Annotated in this window: 20 protein-coding genes; 14 read left to right on the top strand and 6 right to left on the bottom strand. The window is 70.8% G+C overall.

The window, feature by feature from the left end; translation table 11 throughout:
• Window positions 1–3 precede the first annotated feature (3 nt).
• Window positions 4–450, bottom strand: a complete 447-nt coding sequence (locus tag ACWA7K_RS08675; RefSeq protein ID WP_456167596.1) for a hypothetical protein — start codon at window positions 448–450, stop codon at window positions 4–6.
• Window positions 451–541: 91 nt separating this feature from the next.
• Between ACWA7K_RS08675 and ACWA7K_RS08670 the strand changes: the two genes are divergently transcribed.
• The 3 genes from ACWA7K_RS08670 to ACWA7K_RS08660 all read left to right on the top strand — a co-directional run bounded on the left by ACWA7K_RS08670 (window position 542) and on the right by ACWA7K_RS08660 (window position 3,342).
• Window positions 542–1,591 (top strand): tRNA dihydrouridine synthase, encoded by a 1,050-nt coding sequence (locus ACWA7K_RS08670; RefSeq protein ID WP_456167594.1) that lies wholly within the window; start codon window positions 542–544, stop codon window positions 1,589–1,591.
• A 35-nt stretch (window positions 1,592–1,626) separates the two neighbouring features.
• Window positions 1,627–2,040, top strand: a complete 414-nt coding sequence (locus tag ACWA7K_RS08665) for a hypothetical protein (protein ID WP_456167592.1) — start codon at window positions 1,627–1,629, stop codon at window positions 2,038–2,040.
• Between the two features lie 114 nt (window positions 2,041–2,154).
• The gene (locus ACWA7K_RS08660; protein ID WP_456167590.1) at window positions 2,155–3,342 is read left to right on the top strand and encodes an acyltransferase family protein; all 1,188 of its coding nucleotides are present in this window, start codon (window positions 2,155–2,157) and stop codon (window positions 3,340–3,342) included.
• Between the two features lie 15 nt (window positions 3,343–3,357).
• Here ACWA7K_RS08660 and ACWA7K_RS08655 read toward each other — a convergent pair whose 3' ends face one another.
• Window positions 3,358–4,092, bottom strand: coding sequence for a TetR/AcrR family transcriptional regulator (locus tag ACWA7K_RS08655; protein WP_456167588.1), 735 nt, complete (start codon window positions 4,090–4,092; stop codon window positions 3,358–3,360).
• Between the two features lie 151 nt (window positions 4,093–4,243).
• Here ACWA7K_RS08655 and ACWA7K_RS08650 point away from each other — a divergent pair, with 151 nt between their 5' ends.
• Genes ACWA7K_RS08650 through ACWA7K_RS08620 form a run of 7 tightly spaced genes read left to right on the top strand, consistent with a single transcriptional unit; the run spans window position 4,244 to window position 11,622 of the window.
• On the top strand, window positions 4,244–5,416 hold the full coding sequence (locus ACWA7K_RS08650; RefSeq protein WP_456167586.1) for an isovaleryl-CoA dehydrogenase: 1,173 nt from the start codon (window positions 4,244–4,246) through the stop codon (window positions 5,414–5,416).
• Window positions 5,416–7,038: a carboxyl transferase domain-containing protein gene (locus tag ACWA7K_RS08645; protein ID WP_456167584.1), complete on the top strand. Its 1,623-nt coding sequence runs from the start codon at window positions 5,416–5,418 to the stop codon at window positions 7,036–7,038. The genes ACWA7K_RS08650 and ACWA7K_RS08645 overlap by 1 nt, the downstream gene beginning before the upstream one ends.
• 40 nt (window positions 7,039–7,078) lie before the next feature.
• On the top strand, window positions 7,079–7,402 hold the full coding sequence (locus ACWA7K_RS08640) for a type II toxin-antitoxin system VapB family antitoxin (RefSeq protein WP_456167582.1): 324 nt from the start codon (window positions 7,079–7,081) through the stop codon (window positions 7,400–7,402).
• Window positions 7,389–7,814: a type II toxin-antitoxin system VapC family toxin gene (gene vapC, locus ACWA7K_RS08635; protein WP_456167580.1), complete on the top strand. Its 426-nt coding sequence runs from the start codon at window positions 7,389–7,391 to the stop codon at window positions 7,812–7,814. Before ACWA7K_RS08640 ends, vapC begins: the two co-directional genes overlap by 14 nt.
• A 7-nt stretch (window positions 7,815–7,821) precedes the next feature.
• Window positions 7,822–8,616 (top strand): enoyl-CoA hydratase/isomerase family protein, encoded by a 795-nt coding sequence (locus ACWA7K_RS08630; protein ID WP_456167578.1) that lies wholly within the window; start codon window positions 7,822–7,824, stop codon window positions 8,614–8,616.
• A 28-nt stretch (window positions 8,617–8,644) separates the two neighbouring features.
• The gene (locus tag ACWA7K_RS08625) at window positions 8,645–10,666 is read left to right on the top strand and encodes an acetyl/propionyl/methylcrotonyl-CoA carboxylase subunit alpha (RefSeq protein ID WP_456167576.1); all 2,022 of its coding nucleotides are present in this window, start codon (window positions 8,645–8,647) and stop codon (window positions 10,664–10,666) included.
• A 35-nt stretch (window positions 10,667–10,701) separates the two neighbouring features.
• Entirely contained in the window at window positions 10,702–11,622 is a 921-nt protein-coding gene (locus ACWA7K_RS08620) for a hydroxymethylglutaryl-CoA lyase (protein ID WP_456167574.1), read from the top strand.
• A 27-nt stretch (window positions 11,623–11,649) separates the two neighbouring features.
• Here ACWA7K_RS08620 and egtD read toward each other — a convergent pair whose 3' ends face one another.
• Genes egtD through ACWA7K_RS08605 form a run of 3 tightly spaced genes read right to left on the bottom strand, consistent with a single transcriptional unit; the run spans window position 11,650 to window position 14,127 of the window.
• Window positions 11,650–12,612: an L-histidine N(alpha)-methyltransferase gene (gene egtD, locus ACWA7K_RS08615; RefSeq protein ID WP_456167572.1), complete on the bottom strand. Its 963-nt coding sequence runs from the start codon at window positions 12,610–12,612 to the stop codon at window positions 11,650–11,652.
• The gene (gene egtB, locus ACWA7K_RS08610; protein WP_456167570.1) at window positions 12,612–13,841 is read right to left on the bottom strand and encodes an ergothioneine biosynthesis protein EgtB; all 1,230 of its coding nucleotides are present in this window, start codon (window positions 13,839–13,841) and stop codon (window positions 12,612–12,614) included. Before egtB ends, egtD begins: the two co-directional genes overlap by 1 nt.
• 4 nt (window positions 13,842–13,845) lie before the next feature.
• Window positions 13,846–14,127: a DUF427 domain-containing protein gene (locus tag ACWA7K_RS08605; protein ID WP_456167568.1), complete on the bottom strand. Its 282-nt coding sequence runs from the start codon at window positions 14,125–14,127 to the stop codon at window positions 13,846–13,848.
• Between the two features lie 273 nt (window positions 14,128–14,400).
• On the opposite strand from ACWA7K_RS08605, the gene ACWA7K_RS08600 reads away from it, so the two are divergent.
• From ACWA7K_RS08600 to ACWA7K_RS08585, 4 genes are read left to right on the top strand one after another with little or no spacing between them, the layout of a single operon-like run.
• Window positions 14,401–14,709: a BufA1 family periplasmic bufferin-type metallophore gene (locus ACWA7K_RS08600; RefSeq protein ID WP_456167566.1), complete on the top strand. Its 309-nt coding sequence runs from the start codon at window positions 14,401–14,403 to the stop codon at window positions 14,707–14,709.
• A 32-nt stretch (window positions 14,710–14,741) separates the two neighbouring features.
• Window positions 14,742–15,611, top strand: coding sequence for an MNIO family bufferin maturase (gene bufB, locus ACWA7K_RS08595; RefSeq protein ID WP_456167564.1), 870 nt, complete (start codon window positions 14,742–14,744; stop codon window positions 15,609–15,611).
• Window positions 15,608–16,384 carry an HvfC/BufC family peptide modification chaperone gene (locus tag ACWA7K_RS08590; RefSeq protein WP_456167562.1) on the top strand — a complete coding sequence of 259 codons (777 nt, stop codon included), beginning with the start codon at window positions 15,608–15,610 and terminating at the stop codon, window positions 16,382–16,384. The genes bufB and ACWA7K_RS08590 overlap by 4 nt, the downstream gene beginning before the upstream one ends.
• Complete coding sequence (locus tag ACWA7K_RS08585; protein ID WP_456167560.1) at window positions 16,381–16,878, top strand: DoxX family protein; 498 nt, start codon at window positions 16,381–16,383, stop codon at window positions 16,876–16,878. Before ACWA7K_RS08590 ends, ACWA7K_RS08585 begins: the two co-directional genes overlap by 4 nt.
• 268 nt (window positions 16,879–17,146) lie before the next feature.
• Here ACWA7K_RS08585 and ACWA7K_RS08580 read toward each other — a convergent pair whose 3' ends face one another.
• The gene (locus tag ACWA7K_RS08580) at window positions 17,147–18,172 is read right to left on the bottom strand and encodes a class 1 fructose-bisphosphatase (protein WP_456167558.1); all 1,026 of its coding nucleotides are present in this window, start codon (window positions 18,170–18,172) and stop codon (window positions 17,147–17,149) included.
• Window positions 18,173–18,215 lie beyond the last annotated feature (43 nt).

The following is an 18,215-nucleotide window of genomic DNA, read 5'->3' as shown; positions in this document are numbered from 1 at the left end:
GACTCAGCGCGGCACCATTGCCGGATCGCCCGGCGCCGCCTCGCGCAGCACGCAGCGCTGCGCCTGGCAGGTCGCGCCGGGGTCCGGCAGGACGCTGCAGTTCGACATCATCCCGCTGGCCTGATGCGCCGCCGTGCGGGCCTGCGCGTGCTGGCGGGCCAGATCGGTCAGGGCCTGCTGGCGCTCCGGCGTCGACACGGTGCGGGTCGACCACGGCAGCCAGGCTTCCGGGCCGCCGCAGGACTTCTGGCCGACCGGCACGGTGCGGCAGTCGCTGTCGCGCTGGCAGCTGGCGGTGCCGATGGTCTGCTCGATGCGGCGCAGCAGCGGCGCGGCCTCGTCGGCACGGGGCGCCGCCGCCGGGGCGTTGCCGCAGGCGCCCAGCAGCAGGGCCAGGGTGCTGGCCAGGCCGAGCAGGCGCCGGGCGGGGAGGGTGTGGGTCCTGTTCATGGCCTGACTTTAGCGAGCCGACCCGCGACGACAATCCCGCCTCACGTTTGCTTTCATGACGCCTGTCAGACGACCCACGGACACCGCCCCGATGAGACTGCTGCTTGCCCCGATGGAGGGCCTCCTCGATGCACCGCTGCGCGACGTGCTGACGCGTGTCGGCGGCGTCGACCGCTGTGTCTCCGAGTTCATCCGCGTGACCGGCACGCTGCTGCCCGAACGGGCCTTCCTGCGGGTGGTGCCGGAGCTGGCCAACGGCAGCAGGACGGTCGCCGGCGTGCCGGTGCGGCCGCAGCTGCTGGGCTCGGACGCTGCCTGCCTGGCCGAGAACGCCGCCCGGCTGGCCGAGATGGGCGCCGAGGGGGTCGACCTGAACTTCGGCTGCCCGGCGGCGGTCGTCAACCGCCACGGCGGCGGGGCCGCGCTGCTGCAGGACCCGGAACAGCTCGCGCCGCTGGTGGCCGCCGTGCGGCGCGCCGTGCCGGCCCATCTGCCGGTGTCGGCCAAGATGCGGCTGGGTTATGCCGACGACTCGCTGGCGCTGGACTGCGCCCGGGCGCTGGTCGACGGCGGTGCTGCCGAACTGGTCGTGCATGGCCGCACCAAGGCGCAGGGCTACCGGCCGCCGGCCTGGTGGGACCGCATCGCGGCGGTGCGCGAGGCGGTCGCCGTGCCGGTGGTCGCCAACGGCGAGATCTGGGACGCCGACGACGCCTTGCGCTGCCAGCGCGAGAGCGGCTGCACCGACCTGATGCTGGGGCGCGGCATCGTCGCCGACCCGGGCCTGGCGTGGGCCGTCCGCGCGGCGTTCGGGCCGGCACCGGGGCCGGCCGGCCAGCCGCAGGGCTGCGACTGGGCCACGCTGGAGCCGCTGATCCGTATCCATTGGCAACTGACCGGCACGCGCTGCGCACCGCGTCACCGCGCCGGCCGGCTCAAGCAGTGGCTCAACCTGCTGCGCCGCGTCCACCCGCAAGCCCAGGCGGCCTTCGACGAGCTGCGCACCGTCAACGACCCGCAGGCGGTCGAGCCGATCCTGCAACGCGGGTGGACCGACCAGCCGGCAGCGCCCGCCAGCGCCCGTCACAACCCGTCACGGCTGCTTCACGACGAAAGCCGTGATGCCGCCTGTGCGGCCTGACGATCCGTCCCACCCACGAAACCGATCGACACGAGATGAACCAGAAGCCGCTCAAGACCCTGAAGACGTCCTCGCTGATCACGCTGGCGTGTGCCGCCACGCTGGCGCTGGCCACGCCGGCCTGGAGCCAGGCTGCAGCCGAGCCCGCCGCCAGCGGCAGCTCCGCCGGCATCGGCGACAAGGCCCGCGAGGCGGGCGGTGCCATCGCCCGCGATGCCAAGACCGCCGGCAGGACGGTGGCCGAGGGCGCCAAGGAGATCGGCGGCGCCGCCGCGTCGGCCGCCAAGGAGGTCTGGGGCCTCGCCAAGGACGGCGCCAAGGCCGTCGGTTCGGCGGCCAGCTCGGGCTACCGGGCCGCCAAGAAGGAGATCGTCGGCAGCGGCAGCGACGCGGGGAGCAGCGGCGGCCAGGCGCCCGCGCCGGTCGAGGACCGCAGCAAGCCGCGCTGAGCGCCCGGGCGTGCACCCGATCGAGGGGGCCGCACCGGGCGGCCCTCCGTGTTTACCCTCGTACACTGCGCGACTTTCCCGGTTCCGGGCCTTCCTGTCGCTGTCCGTCCCCTGATGTCCCAGAGCAGTACCCCCACCCGCCCGATCCAACCGCGCAGTCCCGCGATACCCCCCGCGATCCACGCCCCGTCCCCGCTGCCGTCGACCCTGATCGACACCGCCAAGGCGCTGGCCTCGCAGCTGATCGTTGCCCACCACCTCGTCATCTACGGCCCGATGAGCCGCCAGGTCCGCCCGATCGCGCCGGACCTGTGGGCCTGGCTGGCCGGTCCGGCGCGGCTGGCGGTGCAGGTCTTCCTGGTCATCGCCGGCTACCTCGCGGCCCGTGCGCTGATGCCCACGCCGGGCGCCGCCGGACGGGTCCGCGCGCAGGGCTTGCCGGGTGTGCTGGGCAGCCGCGTGCTGCGGCTCGCGCCGGTCTACTGGCTGGCGATCGCGCTGGTGCTGGCGACCTCGGCGGTGGCGCGGGTCTGGCTGGACGACCCCGACACGCCGCTGCTCCCGCACGCGACGCAACTGCTGGCGAACCTGCTGTTCCTGCAGGACGTCACCGGCCATGACGCGCTGTCGGCCGGCCTCTGGTATGTCGCGATCGACCTGCAGCTCTACGCCGGGCTGGCCTTCTTCGGTGCGGCGACCGGCCTGCTGGGCGGCGTCTCCGAGCGCAGCCGGGCGCTGATGGTCGTGCTGACGATGGTGGCGCTGGTGGCCGCCTCGCTGTACGGCTTCAACCGCCTGCAGGGCTGGGACGCCTGGGCGCCGTACTTCTTCGGCAGCTACGGCCTGGGCGTGCTGGCGCACTGGCTGGGCCGCATGAGCCAGGCGACCTGGCGCGGCCTGGGGCTGGCCGGCCTGTGCGTGCTGGTGGCCGGGGCGCTGGCGGTGGATTACCGCTCGCGCATCGCGCTGGCCGGCGCCATCGCGGTGCTGCTGGTCGCCAGTCCCGCCTGGCTGGGCCGGCTGCGGCTGGACCGTCAGCCGATGCGCGCGCTGTGCGCCTGGCTGGCGCGGCTGTCGTACGCGGTGTTCCTGCTGCACTACCCGATCAGCCTGGCCGTGGCGGCCCTGGTGACGACGCTGGCGCCCGAGTCGCTGGAGATCAACCTGCTGGGCCTCGTCGGCACCTGGCTGCTGACGCTGGCCTGCGCCCACGCGCTGGAACAGCGCATCGGCCAGTTGCAGCGCCGCTGGCGCGAGCGCCGCGCCGAGGCCGCGCCGGCCGGCCTGCCGGTCGCCGGCTGACGCAGCAGGACGGGCTCAGCCCCGGCCGGCGCTGCGGGCCAGCGCGCCGGCGATCTCCGCACGCATCTGCCGCAGCGCGGCCAGCTCGGCTTCGGGCGCGGCCAGCGCCGACCACAGCAGGTCGACCAGCTGCGCGGCGGCCTGGTCGATGTCGGGCGTGCGGCCCTGCGCGATGACCTCCCACAGCAGGTGCTCCATCGGCCCCAGCACCAGCGCCCGCAGCGTGCGCAGCGGCATGTCGGCGCGGACCTCGCCGCTGGCCTGACCGCGCGCCAGCAGGTCCATCAGCGGCGCGGTGTAGCGGCGTTGCAGCGGCAGGAAGCTGTCGGCCAGTTCCTGGCCCGGCTCGCCCTTGGATCGGCCTTCTGACAGCACCAGCGCGCACAGCCCCGTGCCTTGCACCAGGAACAGGTGCAGGTGGGTGCGGATCAGGAAATGCAGCTGCACGCGGATCGGCTCGCCACGCGGCAGGCCGGTCTCCATCGCCTCGATGATCTCGTCGTACCAGTCGCTGATCACGCGCACGCACAGCTCGCGCTTGCCGCGGAAGTAGGTGAAGACGGTGGCCTCGCTGATGCCCAGTCGCTGCGCGATCTCGGTGGTCGTGGCGCGCTCGTAGCCCTTCTCGGCGAAGACCTCGCGCCCGACCCGCAGGATGTCGCGGATGCGTTGCTCGCTCTTGGCGCTGGCCGGTGCGCGACGGGCGGCGCGCGGCGCCGGCTCTGTCGTGGTGGTTCGTGCATTCGACATGATTTGAGTATCACTCAAGATGGCTTGTGTGTCGTCGGCTGTGCTGCTAGATTCGCGTCCGGCGTCGGGCCCTGGCAGGGTTCGATCAGGGTTTACGTTGAGTCATGCTCAAGACCGCCGGCAGCGCGCGGACGGGCACAGGAGACACCGCATGTTCGAGTCCACCTTCCAGTTCAACCACGGCGAGGACATCGCCGCGCTGCGCGAGGCCGTGCGCGACTTCGCCCAGCACGAGCTGGCGCCGCGCGCCGCGCAGATCGACCGCGACAACCTGTTCCCGGCCGACATGTGGAAGAAGCTCGGCGACCTGGGCGTGCACGGCCTGACCGTCGGCGAAGAAGACGGCGGCACCGGCCTGGGCTACCTGGCGCACATGGTGGCGATGGAGGAGATCAGCCGCGCCAGCGCCTCGGTCGGCCTGAGCTACGGCGCCCACAGCAACCTGTGCATCAACCAGATCAACCGCAACGGCACGCCCGCGCAGAAGCGCAAGTACCTGCCCGGCCTGATCGCCGGCACGCAGGTCGGCGCGCTGGCCATGAGCGAGCCGGGCGCCGGCTCCGACGTCGTCAGCATGAAGCTGCGCGCCGAACTCAAGGGCGACCGCTACGTGCTCAACGGCAGCAAGATGTGGATCACCAACGGCGGCGATGCCGACACGCTGGTGGTCTACGCCAAGACCGACCCGGAGATGGGCGCGCGTGGCATGACCGCCTTCCTGATCGAGAAGTCGTTCAAGGGCTTCAGCAAGGGCGAGCACCTCGACAAGCTCGGCATGCGCGGCTCCAACACCTACCCGCTGTTCTTCGACAACTGCGAGGTGCCCGTCGAGAACGTGCTGGGCGGCGAAGGCAATGGCGCGAAGGTCCTGATGAGTGGCCTCGACTATGAGCGCGTGGTCCTGAGCGGCGGCCCGCTGGGCATCATGGCCGCCTGCCTCGACGTGGTCGTGCCCTTCGTCCACGAGCGCAAGCAGTTCGGCCAGAGCATCGGCGAGTTCCAGCTGATGCAGGGCAAGCTGGCCGACATGTACAGCACCTTCCAGGCTTGCCGCGCCTATGCCTACGCCGTGGCGCAGGCCTGCGACCGCGGCGACCACTCGCGCACGCTGCGCAAGGACGCCGCCGGCGTGATCCTCTACACCGCCGAGAAGGCGACCTGGATGGCCGGCGAGGCGATCCAGGCGCTCGGTGGCGTCGGCTACACCAACGAATACCCCACCGGCCGGCTGTGGCGCGATGCCAAGCTCTACGAGATCGGCGCGGGCACCAGCGAGATCCGCCGGATGCTGATCGGCCGCGAGCTGTTCTCGGAGACGATGTGATGGCCGCGCTCGTCAGCAAGCTCAACCCGCGTTCGGCCGAGTCGCAGGCCAACGCCGCCGCGATGCGCGCGCTGGTCGAGGACCTGAACGCGCAGCTCGCCCGCATCGCGCTGGGCGGCGGCGAGGTGGCCCGCGCGCGGCACCTGTCGCGCGGCAAGCTGCTGCCACGTGACCGCGTCGAAGGCCTGCTCGACCCGGACACGCCCTTCCTGGAGATCGCCCCGCTGGCCGCGATGGGCGTCTACAAGGAAAAGGACGGCAGCGACTCGGCCCCGGCGGCGGGTGTCATCGCCGGCATCGGCCGCGTCAACGGCGTCGAGTGCGTGATCGTCTGCAACGACGCCACCGTCAAGGGCGGCACCTACTACCCGCTGACCGTCAAGAAGCACCTGCGGGCGCAGGAGATCGCGCAGCAGAACCGCCTGCCCTGCATCTACCTGGTCGACTCCGGCGGCGCCAACCTGCCCAACCAGGACGACGTCTTCCCGGACCGCGACCACTTCGGCCGCATCTTCTACAACCAGGCCAACCTGAGCGCGCAAGGCGTGCCGCAGGTGGCCGTGGTGATGGGCTCGTGCACGGCAGGCGGCGCCTACGTGCCGGCCATGAGCGACGAGACCATCATCGTCAAGAACCAGGGCACGATCTTCCTGGGCGGCCCGCCGCTGGTGAAGGCCGCCACCGGCGAGGTCGTCAGCGCGGAAGACCTCGGCGGCGGTGACGTCCACACCCGCCTGTCGGGCGTGGCCGACCACCTGGCCGACAACGACCTGCATGCGCTGGCACTGGCGCGCCAGATCGTCGGCAACCTCAACTGGCGCAAGGACAGCCCCCTGCGCACCGTGCCGCCGCGCGCGCCGGCCTTCGATCCGGCCGAGCTGCTGTCGGTCATCCCGACCGACACCCGCAAGCCCTTTGACGTGCGCGAGATCATCGCCCGCATCGTCGACGCCAGCGAGTTCGACGAGTTCAAGGCCCGCTACGGCAGCACGCTGGTCTGCGGCTTCGCCCACATCGAGGGCATGCCCGTGGGCATCGTCGCCAACAACGGCATCCTGTTCACCGAGAGCGCCAACAAGGGCGCCCACTTCATCGAGCTGTGCTGCCAGCGCAAGGTGCCGCTGGTGTTCCTGCAGAACATCACCGGCTTCATGGTCGGCCAGAAGGTCGAGAACGAGGGCATCGCCCGGGCCGGCGCCAAGATGGTCACGGCGGTGGCCTGCGCCAACGTGCCCAAGTTCACCGTGATCATCGGCGGCAGCTTCGGGGCCGGCAACTACGGCATGTGCGGCCGGGCCTACAGCCCGCGCTTCCTGTGGATGTGGCCGAACGCGCGCATCAGCGTGATGGGCGGCGAACAGGCCGCCAGCGTGCTGGCCACGGTCAAGCGCGACGGTATCGAATCGAAGGGCGGCGCCTGGTCGCGTGACGAGGAAGAGGCCTTCAAGGCGCCGATCCGCCAGCAGTACGAGGTCCAGGGCCACCCGTACTACGCCAGTGCCCGCCTGTGGGACGACGGCGTCATCGACCCCGCCGACACCCGCCGCGTGCTGGCGCTGGGCCTGTCGGCCAGCCTGAACGCGCCGATCCCGGACGCGAAGTTCGGGGTGTTCCGGATGTGATGTATCGTGTGTATGTCCTGTACTTTTCATACACATCGCCATGCGCACCAACATCGTGATCGACCCGGCCCTGATGGCGGCCGCCATGGCGGCAGGCCCCTACAAGACCAAGAAGGAAGCGGTCGAGGAGGGGCTGAAGCTGCTTGCCCGACAGGCCGCCTACCGCGAGATCCTGAAATGGGAAGGCAAGCTGAAGTGGGAGGGCGACCAGGACATCGACTGGACGGCGCCGCGAACCGGGAACGTCACGAACGAGGTCGGCGAGCTGGTGGCTCATGAGCCGGCGACGCCCTATGGCGCGTCCGGCCAGACGGCAGACGCAGGTGCCACCCAGACTCCCAAGGCGCGCCGTGGTCGTCGTTGACTCCAGCGTCTGGATCGATTTCTTCAGCGGTCGCACGTCCGAGGCTCGCGGCGAACTGCGCCGCCTGCTCCAGGAGAACAAGGCCCGCCTCGTCGTGCCTGACCTCGTTCTCTACGAAGTCCTGCGCGGTTTTCGCAGCGACCGCGACATGCGCCAAGCCCGTACGCTGATGCAGGAGTTGTCGATCGAGGCGAGCGTTGACCCGGCCCTGGCGCTGGACGCGGCCGGCCACTACCGGACGCTGCGCGCACTGGGCATCACGGTGCGCAGCTCGATCGATGTCCTGATTGCCGCCTTCTGCATCGCGAACGACCACACCCTGCTGCACCAGGACCGCGATTACGACGCCTTCGCCGCTCATTGCGGCCTGCGCGTCTGGCGCGGTCTGCCCACCCCGAGTCCGTCGACCTGACCGTGCCATGACCCTTGTGCCCACCCTCGACATCCGCCGCCCCCGCCCCCACGTCGCCGAGGTCTGGCTCAACCGCCCGGAGGTCCGCAACGCCTTCAACGACGCGGTGATCGCCGAGCTGACCGCCGCGTTCAACGGCTTCGCGGCCGATGCCGAGCTGCGCGTGGTCGTGCTGGCCGGGCAGGGCAAGGCCTTCTGTGCCGGCGCCGACCTGAACTGGATGCGCGCCATGGCCGACTACAGCTGGGACGAGAACCGCGCCGATGCGCAGGCGCTGGCCGACATGCTGTGGGCCATCCACCGCTGCCCCGTGCCGGTGATCGGCCGCATCCACGGCGACTGTTATGCCGGCGGTGTCGGGCTGGCCGCCGTCTGCGACACGGTGGTCGCGGCCGAGGGCGTCGGCTTCTGCCTCAGCGAGGCCAGGCTGGGCCTGCTGCCCGCCACGATCGGCCCCTATGTCGTGCAGGCGATCGGCGTGCGGGCGGCGCAGCGTTACTTCACCACCGCCGAACGGTTCGATGCCGCCGAGGCCCGCCGCATCGGCCTGGTCCACGAGGTCTTTGCGGCCGACCAGCTCGATGCCCGCGTGCAGGCGCTGGTCGATGCACTCGTGGCCAACGGCCCGGCAGCGGTGCGGGCCTGCAAGCGGCTGGTGCAGGACCTCGCCAGCCAGCCCATCACCGCCGAGCTGCGCGCCGACACGGCCCGCCGCATCGCCGACATCCGCGGCAGCGCCGAAGGCAAGGAAGGCGTGTCGGCCTTCCTCGGCAAGCGTCCCGCCGGCTGGCTCAGCGCCTGAGCCACCCCATCCGAATCTGGAGAGCGCCATGTTCAAGAAGATCCTGATCGCCAACCGTGGCGAGATCGCCTGCCGCGTCGCGGTCACCGCCCGCCGTCTGGGCGTGCAGACCGTCGCGGTCTATTCCGATGCGGACGCCCAGGCCGCCCATGTGCGGGCCTGCGACGAGGCCGTCCACATCGGTGGCGCCGCCGCGCGCGACAGCTACCTGCAGTGGCAGCGCATCCTGGATGCGGCGCGCGCGACCGGTGCCCAGGCCATCCACCCGGGCTACGGTTTCCTGAGCGAGAACGAGGACTTCGCGCGCGCCTGTGCGGCCGCCGGCCTCGTGTTCATCGGCCCTTCGGCCGAGGCCATCGCCGCGATGGGCAGCAAGTCGGCCGCCAAGACGCTCATGGAAGGTGCCGGCGTGCCGCTGGTGCCCGGCTACCACGGTCGCGACAACGACCCCGCGCTGCTGCAGCGCGAGGCCGACCGCATCGGCTACCCGGTGCTGATCAAGGCCAGCGCCGGTGGCGGCGGGCGCGGCATGCGTCGGGTCGACCGGGCCGAGGACTTCGCCGCCGCGCTGGCCTCGTGCCAGCGCGAGGCCCAGGCCAGCTTCGGCGACGACCACGTGCTGGTCGAGCGTTACGTGACCCGGCCGCGCCACATCGAGATCCAGGTCTTCGCCGACGGTCACGGCCAGTGCGTCTACCTGTTCGAGCGCGACTGCTCGGTCCAGCGCCGCCACCAGAAGGTGCTGGAAGAGGCGCCAGCCCCGGGCATGAGCGCCGAACGCCGCGCCGAGATGGGCGCCGCCGCCGTGGCCGCCGCCAAGGCGGTGGGCTACGTCGGTGCCGGCACGGTCGAGTTCATCGCGGAGCCGACCGCCGACGGCGACCTGCGGTTCTATTTCATGGAGATGAATACCCGGCTGCAGGTCGAGCATCCGGTCACCGAGGCCATCACCGGCCATGACCTCGTCGAATGGCAGTTGCGCGTGGCCAGCGGCGAGAAGCTCCCGGCTACGCAGGACGCGCTGCGCATCCACGGCCACGCGATCGAGGCGCGCATCTGCGCCGAAAACCCCGACGCCGGCTTCCTGCCCGCCACCGGCCGGCTGGACGTGCTGCGCTGGCCGGCGCATGTGGCGTTCCAGCGTGCGGGGCAGGACAGCGCCGGCGTGCGCGTCGATGCCGGCGTGCGCGAAGGCGACGCCATCAGCCCGCACTACGACTCGATGGTCGCCAAGCTGATCGTCTGGGGCGAGGACCGCGCCCAGGCGCTGGCCCGGCTGGATGCCGCCCTGGCGCAGACCCGCATCGTCGGCCTGCAGACCAACGTGGCCTTCCTGCGCCGCGTGGTGGCCAGCCGCTCGTTTGCCGAGGCCGATCTGGACACCGCGCTGATCGAGCGCGAACGCGCCGTGCTGTTCGACCAGGAAGGCCTGCCGCTGCACTGGGCCGCCGCCGGCGTCATCGCCCAGGCGCTGCACACCGAGTCCGCGCTGCAGGATGCGGACCCCTGGTCGCGCCGCGACGGCTGGCGCCTCCACGGCGGGGCGCGGCGGCGCTTCGACCTGAAGCGGGGCGACGTCCACCACATCGCCACGCTGGAACGTCACCACGACGGCCGGCTGCAGCTGGCGATGGGGGCGACGAGCTGGTCGCTCGAGACCCGCGCGCTGGGCGATGCGCGCCACGACATCGTGCTCGGGGATGCCCAGGGCAGCGAGCGCCGCACGCTGGCCGTGCATGCGGTGGGCGAGACCGTCGCGGTGTTCGGCGCGCAGGGCTCGGTCGAGCTGCAGGACTTCGACCCCATCGCCCATGCCGGCGACCACGCCGATGCCGGCGGGCGCCTGACCGCGCCGATGCCGGGCAAGGTCGTCGCGCTGCTGGCCAAGGCCGGTGACCGCGTCGAACGTGGCCAGGCGCTGGCGGTGATGGAGGCCATGAAGATGGAACACACCATCGCCGCCCCGCGCGACGGCGTTGTCGCCGAGCTGCTGTACGCGATCGGCGACCAGGTCGGCGAAGGTGCCGAACTGCTGCGCCTGGAAGACTGAACCCGCCACCCGTGACCCGAGCCGGAGCCGTGACCATGAACCAGCCCCTGAACCTGCCGACGCGCGTGAAGATCGTCGACGTCGGCCCGCGTGACGGCCTGCAGAACGAGAAGCAGGCGGTCAGCGCCGCCGCCAAGATTGCGCTGGTCCATGCGCTGCAGGACGCCGGCCTGCGCGAGATCGAGGTCACCAGCTACGTCAGCCCGAAGTGGGTGCCGCAGATGGCCGACAACGCCGAGGTCATGGCCGGCATCACCCGCCAGCCCGGCGTGCGCTATTCGGTGCTGACGCCCAACCTGAAGGGCTGGGAAGCCGCCCAGGCCGGCCGTCCCGACGAGATCGTCGTCTTCGGCGCTGCCAGCGAGGCCTTCAGCCAGCGCAACATCAACTGCTCGATCGCCGAGTCGATCGAACGGTTTGCGCCGGTGGTGGCCTCGGCGAGGGCGGCCGGCGTCAAGGTGCGCGGCGCCATCTCGTGTTCGGTCGGCTGCCCGTACGAGGGCGAGATCGCGCCCGAGCGGGTCGAGCTGGTGGCGCGGCTGATGCACGGCATCGGCGTCCAGCACATCGCCGTGTGCGACACCATCGGCGTGGGCACGCCCAAGGCCGTCCAGCGGGCGATGGAAGCGGCCCTGCGCCACTTCCCGATCGACGAGACCAGCGGCCATTTCCACGACACCTACGGCATGGCGCTGGCCAACGTCTACGCCAGCCTGGAGGTCGGCATCGCGACCTTCGACGCCAGCGTCAGCGGCCTGGGCGGCTGCCCCTATGCCAAGGGCGCGACCGGCAATGTCGCCACCGAGGACGTCGTCTGGCTGCTGCACGGCCTGGGCATCGAGACCGGCATCGACCTGGACCGGCTCATCGACGCCGGCCAGGGCATCCGCGCGGCGCTGGGCCAGCCCAATGGCTCGCGCGTGGCGCGGGCGGTGCTGGCCAAGCGGGCGGGGTGAGGTGGGCTGAGGCGGGCCCCAGCTGGCTCAGTTCGTGAGCCAGTGGACCGAGAACAGGCCCGCCTCGTCGCTCCAGCCATGCTGCGGCTGCCAGCCGGCCTCGCGGGCCAGTGCCTGGAAGCCGGGCACGCTGTACTTGCAGGAGTTCTCGGTGTGGACGCTGTCGCCTTCGGCGAAGTCGAAGCGTTGCCCGGCCACGTGCACGGTCTGATCGCGGCGGCTGACCAGGTGCATCTCGATGCGCTGCTGCAGCGGGTCGTAGAAGGCGGCGTGGTGCCACGCGCTCAGGTCGAAGTCCGCCCCGGCCTCGCGGTTCGCGCGTGCCCACAGGTTCAGGTTGAAGGCCGCCGTGACACCTTCCGGGTCGTTGTAGGCCGCATGCAGCCGGGCCGGGTCCTTGATGCGGTCGACGCCGATCAGCAGCCCGCCACCCGGTCCGATCCAGTCGGCGAAACGGCGCAGCAGCACGACGGCTTCGGGCCGCTCGAAGTTGCCGATCGAACCGCCCGGATAGAAGCCGACGCGGCGGCCGTCGGCCAGTGGCGGAGGCAGCTGCAAGGGCTGCAGGAAGTCGGCCGCCATCGGCCGCAGCGGCAGGTCGGGCAGGGCATCGGCCAGGTCGGCGCGCAGGTCTTCGGTGGCGGCCAGCAGGTGGGCGCCGGAGATGTCGATCGGCAGGTAGCCGGCCGGCCGCCAGCCGCCGCGCTGCAGGGCCCGCAGCAGCACGCGCACCTTGCGGGCCGAACCGGCGCCGGGCTCGATCAGCTCGGCCTCCGGGCCGATCACGGCGGCGATCTCGTCGGCATGTCGGGCCAGCAGCGCCGTCTCGGTGCGTGTCGGGTAATAGGCCTCCAGCGTGCAGATGCGGTCGAACAGCGCCGAGCCGGCGTCGTCGTAGAACCACTTCGGCGACAGCCGCCGCGGCCGCTGCGACAGCGCCTCGACGAGGGCCTGGGCATAGCCGGACAGATCGGCCGGTGTGTCGGGCATCAGATGTCCTTCGCCAGCCGCAGGCCGGTGAACTGCCAGCGTGCGGCTGGCGGAAAGAAGTTGCGGTAGCTGTCGCGGGCATGGCCGGCCGGCGTGGCCAGGCTGGAGCCGCGCAAGACCATCTGCCCGACCATGAACTTGCCGTTGTATTCGCCGACCGCACCGGCGGCCGGCCGGTAGCGCGGGTAGGGGTCGTAGGACGAGCGGGTCCATTGCCAGACCTCGCCATGCGCCTGCGTCATCGCGGGCGAGGGCAGGGCGTGCGCGCGCACCGCCGCCTCCCACTCGAACTCGGTCGGCAGCCGGGCGCCGGCCCATTCGGCATAGGCCGCCGCCTCGTACAGGCTCAGGTGGCGCACGGGCTGATCGGCCTCGCGCGGCACGGCGCCATGCAGCGTGAACTGCAGGCCGTCGTCCAGCCAGTGCAGCGGCGCCGTCCAGCCCAGCGCCTGCACGGTGGCCCAGCCGTCGGACAGCCACAGGGCGGCTTGCCGGTAGCCGCCATCGTCGATGAAGGCCTGGTACTCGCCCTGGGTCACCAGCCGCGTCGACAGCGCATGCGGCTGCAGCAGCACGTCGTGCGCCGGGCCCTCGTTGTCGAACAGGAAGGTGCCGTCGCGTCCGGGGTCATGGCCGATGCGGGCGATGCCGCCAGGGCGTTCGATCCAGCCGGCTGGCGCCGGCGTCGACGGCGGGATCGCCCCGGGCCTGACCGCCGGCCGCAGCGGATTCAGCGAGAACAGGTGCAGCAGGTCGGTCCACAGCAGTTCCTGGTGCTGCTGCTCGTGGTGCAGGCCCAGCTCGATGCGATCGAGCAGGGCGCGGACGGCAGGGTCGTCGGCGCGCAGCTCGGCCACGCCGATCAGGTCGAGCATGGCCGCATCGACCGCCTGCCGGTAGGCCAGCACCTCGTCCAGCGTCGGCCGCGTCAGCAGACCGCGCTGCGGGCGCGGGTGGCGCGGGCCGAGGGCCTCGTAATACGAGTTGAAGAGCTGTTGATAGGCAGGGTGATGCGCCCGCCAGCCGCGCGCCAGGCCGGTCGATCCGGTCTCGGCCTGCGGCAGCAGCACCAGCGTCTCGAAGAACCAGGTCGTGTGGGCCAGATGCCATTTCGCCGGGCTGGCGTCGGGCATGGACTGCACGCACAGGTCCTCGGCCGACAGCCCCTCGACCCGCTCCAGCGAGTGGCGGCGGACCGCCGCGTAGCGCTCGGCCAGCGTCGCGCTCACGGCCTCACTCCACGACCTTCACGCCCTTCCAGAAGGCGACCCGCCCCTTGATCTCGGCGGCGGCCTCCTTCGGGTCCGGGTAGAACCAGACCGCGTCCGGGTTGGCGTTGCCGTCGATGAACAGCGTCAGGTAGCTGGCCTGACCCTTCCACGAACACATCGTGTGCGTGTTGCTGGGCAGCAGGTAGGCGTCGTTCAGCGCGCTGCGCGGGAAGTAGTGGTTGCCTTCGACGACCACGGTGTCGTCGCTCTCGGCGACGACGGTGCCATTCCAGATTGCTTTCATGCGGGGGCTCCTGCCCGGTGCGGGCGTGGGGGGATGGGCGTGACTGCTTGTTGTCGGGAGATCCGGTGGCAGTCGCCTGTCTGGGTGGTGTTCTTACACCGATCTGCGAGGCGTGCGGCCAGCGTTCAGCTTGCAGCCTGTCCAGCATACGTGGCGAATGTTTTTCGCGGGTGACCCCGTAAGAACCGTGGGGGCTCGGCCGTCCAAGCCTCGCGGTCGCAGCAGGGTTGCAGCGACCGGTCCTTCCATCCACATGACCTCACGGAGTTCACCATGACCCAAGCCTTCAACACCTCGCTGTCCGCCGCCGCCCTCGCCATCGCCCTGGGCGCCGCCTTCACGTCCTTGCCCGCTGCCGCCCAGTCGGCCGACAAGGAGAAGTGCTTCGGCGTCGCCATGGCCGGCAAGAACGACTGCGCCGCCGGTGCCGGCACCACCTGCGCGGGTACCTCGAAGATGGACCACCAGACCAACGCCTGGTCCTATGTCCCGAAGGGCAGCTGCGAGAAGACGATGTCGAAGACCTCGCCGACCGGCTACGGCCAGACCATGGCCTTCCAGGACATGATGAAGAAGGGCTGATCCCGCCGCCGCGCACCCCTCGATCTTCGGGAATGCCGATGAACACGCATGAATCCGACATCTGCCTGCCACGCGCGGCCGGCATCGGCCTGAAGCACGGCCATGCCACCGAGCTGCTGGCGATGCGCGCCGACATCGGCTTCCTGGAGGTCCACGCCGAGAACTACCTCGTCGACGGCGGCCCCTTGCACCACGCGCTGACACGGGTGTGCGAACGCCACCCGATCAGCATCCACGGCGTCGGCCTGTCGATCGGTGGTGCCGGCCCGCTCGATGATGACCATCTGGACCGGCTGGCCGCGCTGCTGGCGCGTTACCAGCCGGCCGCCTTCTCCGAACACCTGGCCTGGTCCAGCCACGGCCACCACCATTACAACGACCTGCTGCCGCTGCCCTATGACGGCGAGAACCTGCGGCGGGTCTGCGCCCATGTCGATCAGGTGCAGACGCGGCTGCGGCGGCGCATCCTGCTGGAAAACCCGTCGACCTATGTCGAGTTCGCCGTGTCGACGATGGACGAGCCCGGCTTCCTCGCCGAGGTCGTGCGCCGCACCGGTTGCGGCCTGCTGCTGGACGTCAACAACCTGCACGTCTCCTGCACCAACCACGGCCGCGACGCCCGCCGCGAGCTGGCGCGCCTGCCGCTGCAGGCGGTCGGTCAGGTCCATCTGGCCGGTCATGCCGTCGAACACGACAGCCTGGGCGCACCGCTGCTGATCGACGACCACGGCTCGCCGGTCGCCGAGCCGGTCTGGTCGCTGTACGGCGAATTGCTCGACCGCATCGGCCCGGTGCCCACGCTGATCGAGCGCGACAACGATGTCCCGCCACTGCCGGTGCTGCTGGCCGAAGCCGCCCATGCCGAACGCCTGCTGCGCAGCCTGGAAGGTGTTGCCGCATGACGCCGCACCCCACCTTTGCCGCAGCCTTGCTGGATCCGGCGGCGTCCTTGCCCAAGGGCCTGCGCAGCTGGAACGGGTCGGACGTGGCCCAGCGTTTCGCCGTCCACCGCAACAACGTGCGCGTCGGCCTGGTCGATGCGCTGGCCGGCACCTTCCCGGTCACCCTCACCCTCGTCGGCGACGACTTCTTCCGGGCGATGGCCGGCGTCTACGCCACGCAGCAACCGCCGGTCGGCCGCGTGTTGGCGCTGTACGGCGCCACGCTGCCCGACTTCATCGAAGCCTTCGCACCCGCAGCCGCCTTGCCGTGGCTGGGCGATGTCGCCCGGCTGGAATACGCGCGGGTCTCGTCCTGCCATGCGGCCGATGCCGATCCGGTGCAGGCTCATCGCGTGAGCCAGGCACTGGCCCTGGGCGATCGCATTGGTGGGCTGCGCTTCACGCTGCACCCGTCGCTGCGCTTGCTGCGTTCGCGCCATGCGGTCGCGACGATCTGGGCGGCGCATCAGCACGCGGATGGCGAGGTCACGCCCTTCGACCCCGATGGCGCCGAGGACGTGCTGATCGTCCGCCCCGCGCTCGACGTCCTGCTGCTGCGCCTGCCCGCTGGCGCCGCCGCCTTCATCGCCGCTGCGACATGCGGCGAGCCACTGGCCGACTGCGCGCATCAGGCGATGACCGATGCCGCCGACTTCGACCTTGCCGCGACGCTGGGCCTGCTGCTGGCCCAGGGCGCGATCACCGACCTGACCTGGAACGAGGAACCGACATGACCACCGCCCCGCTGCTGTCTCCGCTCCACACGCTGCTGGCGCTGTGCCGCCGCATCCCGCAGGACGCCATCGCCCTGCTGGCCCGCGTCTCTATTGCCAGCGTGTTCTGGCTGTCCGGTCAGACCAAGATCCAGGGCTTCGTGCTGAACCCGCTCACCGGCGAATTCCACTTCGGCTGGCCACGCCTGTCCGACAGCGTGGTCGACCTGTTCCGCGACGAATACCACCTGCCGCTGCTCGACCCGACGCTCGCCGCCGTCATGGCCGCGACGGCCGAACACGTCTTCCCGCTGCTGCTGCTGATCGGCCTGGCCACGCGCCTGTCCGCGCTCGCCCTGCTGGGCATGACAGCGGTGATCCAGCTGCTGGTCTATCCGGGCGCCTGGCCCACGCATGGCACCTGGACGGCGGTGCTGCTGATGCTGGTGGCCAGCGGGGCAGGGCGCTGGTCGGTGGATGGGTGGTGGGCTGGGCGGGGGCAGGGGAGGCGTTGAACGATGTTGCGGTCTGGAGGCCCGTCGGCGCCAGCCCGTCGGACACCGCTGGTGTCCGACCTACCGGTATGGCGCATGACGCCGGACCGGGTGCTCCTTCTGGCGGACGTTGAACACGGTAGGTCGGACACGGGACGTGTCCGACGGGCTGGCGGCAAACAACTAGCCAGCCCTGCGAATCGACGCGGTTCGTCTCGGCTGCCGTCCAGAACGGTCCAAAACAAAACGGGCCCCACGGGGCCCGTTCGTTTCTCCACAGGATGCCGTCTCAGCCAGCGTCCTGCGTCGTCGCCTCGACGTGGTACTGCGTCACCCGCGCCACCTCGTTCTTCGACCCCAGCATCACGCTGACACGCTCGTGCAGGGCGGTCGGGACGATGTCCATGATGCGGCGTTCGCCGTTGGTGGCCATGCCGCCGGCCTGTTCGACCAGGAAGGCCATCGGGTTGGCCTCGTACATCAGGCGCAGCTTGCCGGGCTTGTTGGGCTCGCGGCGGTCCCAGGGGTACATGAAGACGCCGCCGCGGGTCAGGATGCGGTGGACGTCGGCCACCATCGAGGCGACCCAGCGCATGTTGAAGTCCTTGCCGCGTGCGCCTTCCTTGCCGGCCAGGCATTCGTCGATGTAGCGCTTCATCGGCGGCGCCCAGTGGCGCATGTTGGACATGTTGATCGCGAATTCCTTCGTGTCCTCGGGGATCTTCACGTCCTCTGCGGTCAGCACGAAGCTGCCGGTCTCGCGGTCGAGCGTGAACATCGCAACGCCGTCACCGACCGTCAGCACCAGCGTGGTCTGCGGGCCGTAGACGCAGTAGCCGGCCGCCGCCTGCTGCTTGCCGGGCTGCAGGAAGTCTTCCTCGCTGACGCCGCGCTGGTTGTTGACCTTGCGCAGCACCGAGAAGATCGTGCCGATCGAGACGTTCACGTCGATGTTGCTGCTGCCGTCGAGCGGGTCGAACAGCAGCAGGAACTCGCCCTGCGGATAGCGGTTCGGCACGACGTGGATGGAGTCCATCTCCTCGGACGCCATCGCCGCCAGGTGGCCGCCCCATTCGTTGGCCTCGATCAGCACCTCGTTGGAGATGATGTCGAGCTTCTTCTGGACCTCGCCCTGCACGTTCTCGCTGCCGGCGCTGCCCAGCACCTCGCCGAGGGCGCCCTTGTTGACGCTGATGGCGATGCGCTTGCAGGCGCGGGCGACGACCTCGATCAGCAGGCGCAGTTCGGAGGTGATGTGGCCGTGCTTGCGGTGCTGTTCGACAAGGTAGCGCGTGAGGCTGACGGGTTGGGCCATGGGACTTCCTGTGGGATGGGACTGCCGCCATTCGAGTGGCGGC

This window comes from Leptothrix mechoopdaensis (SeqCode), assembly GCF_053893855.1.
This window is presented reverse-complemented; position numbering and strand designations above follow the sequence as displayed.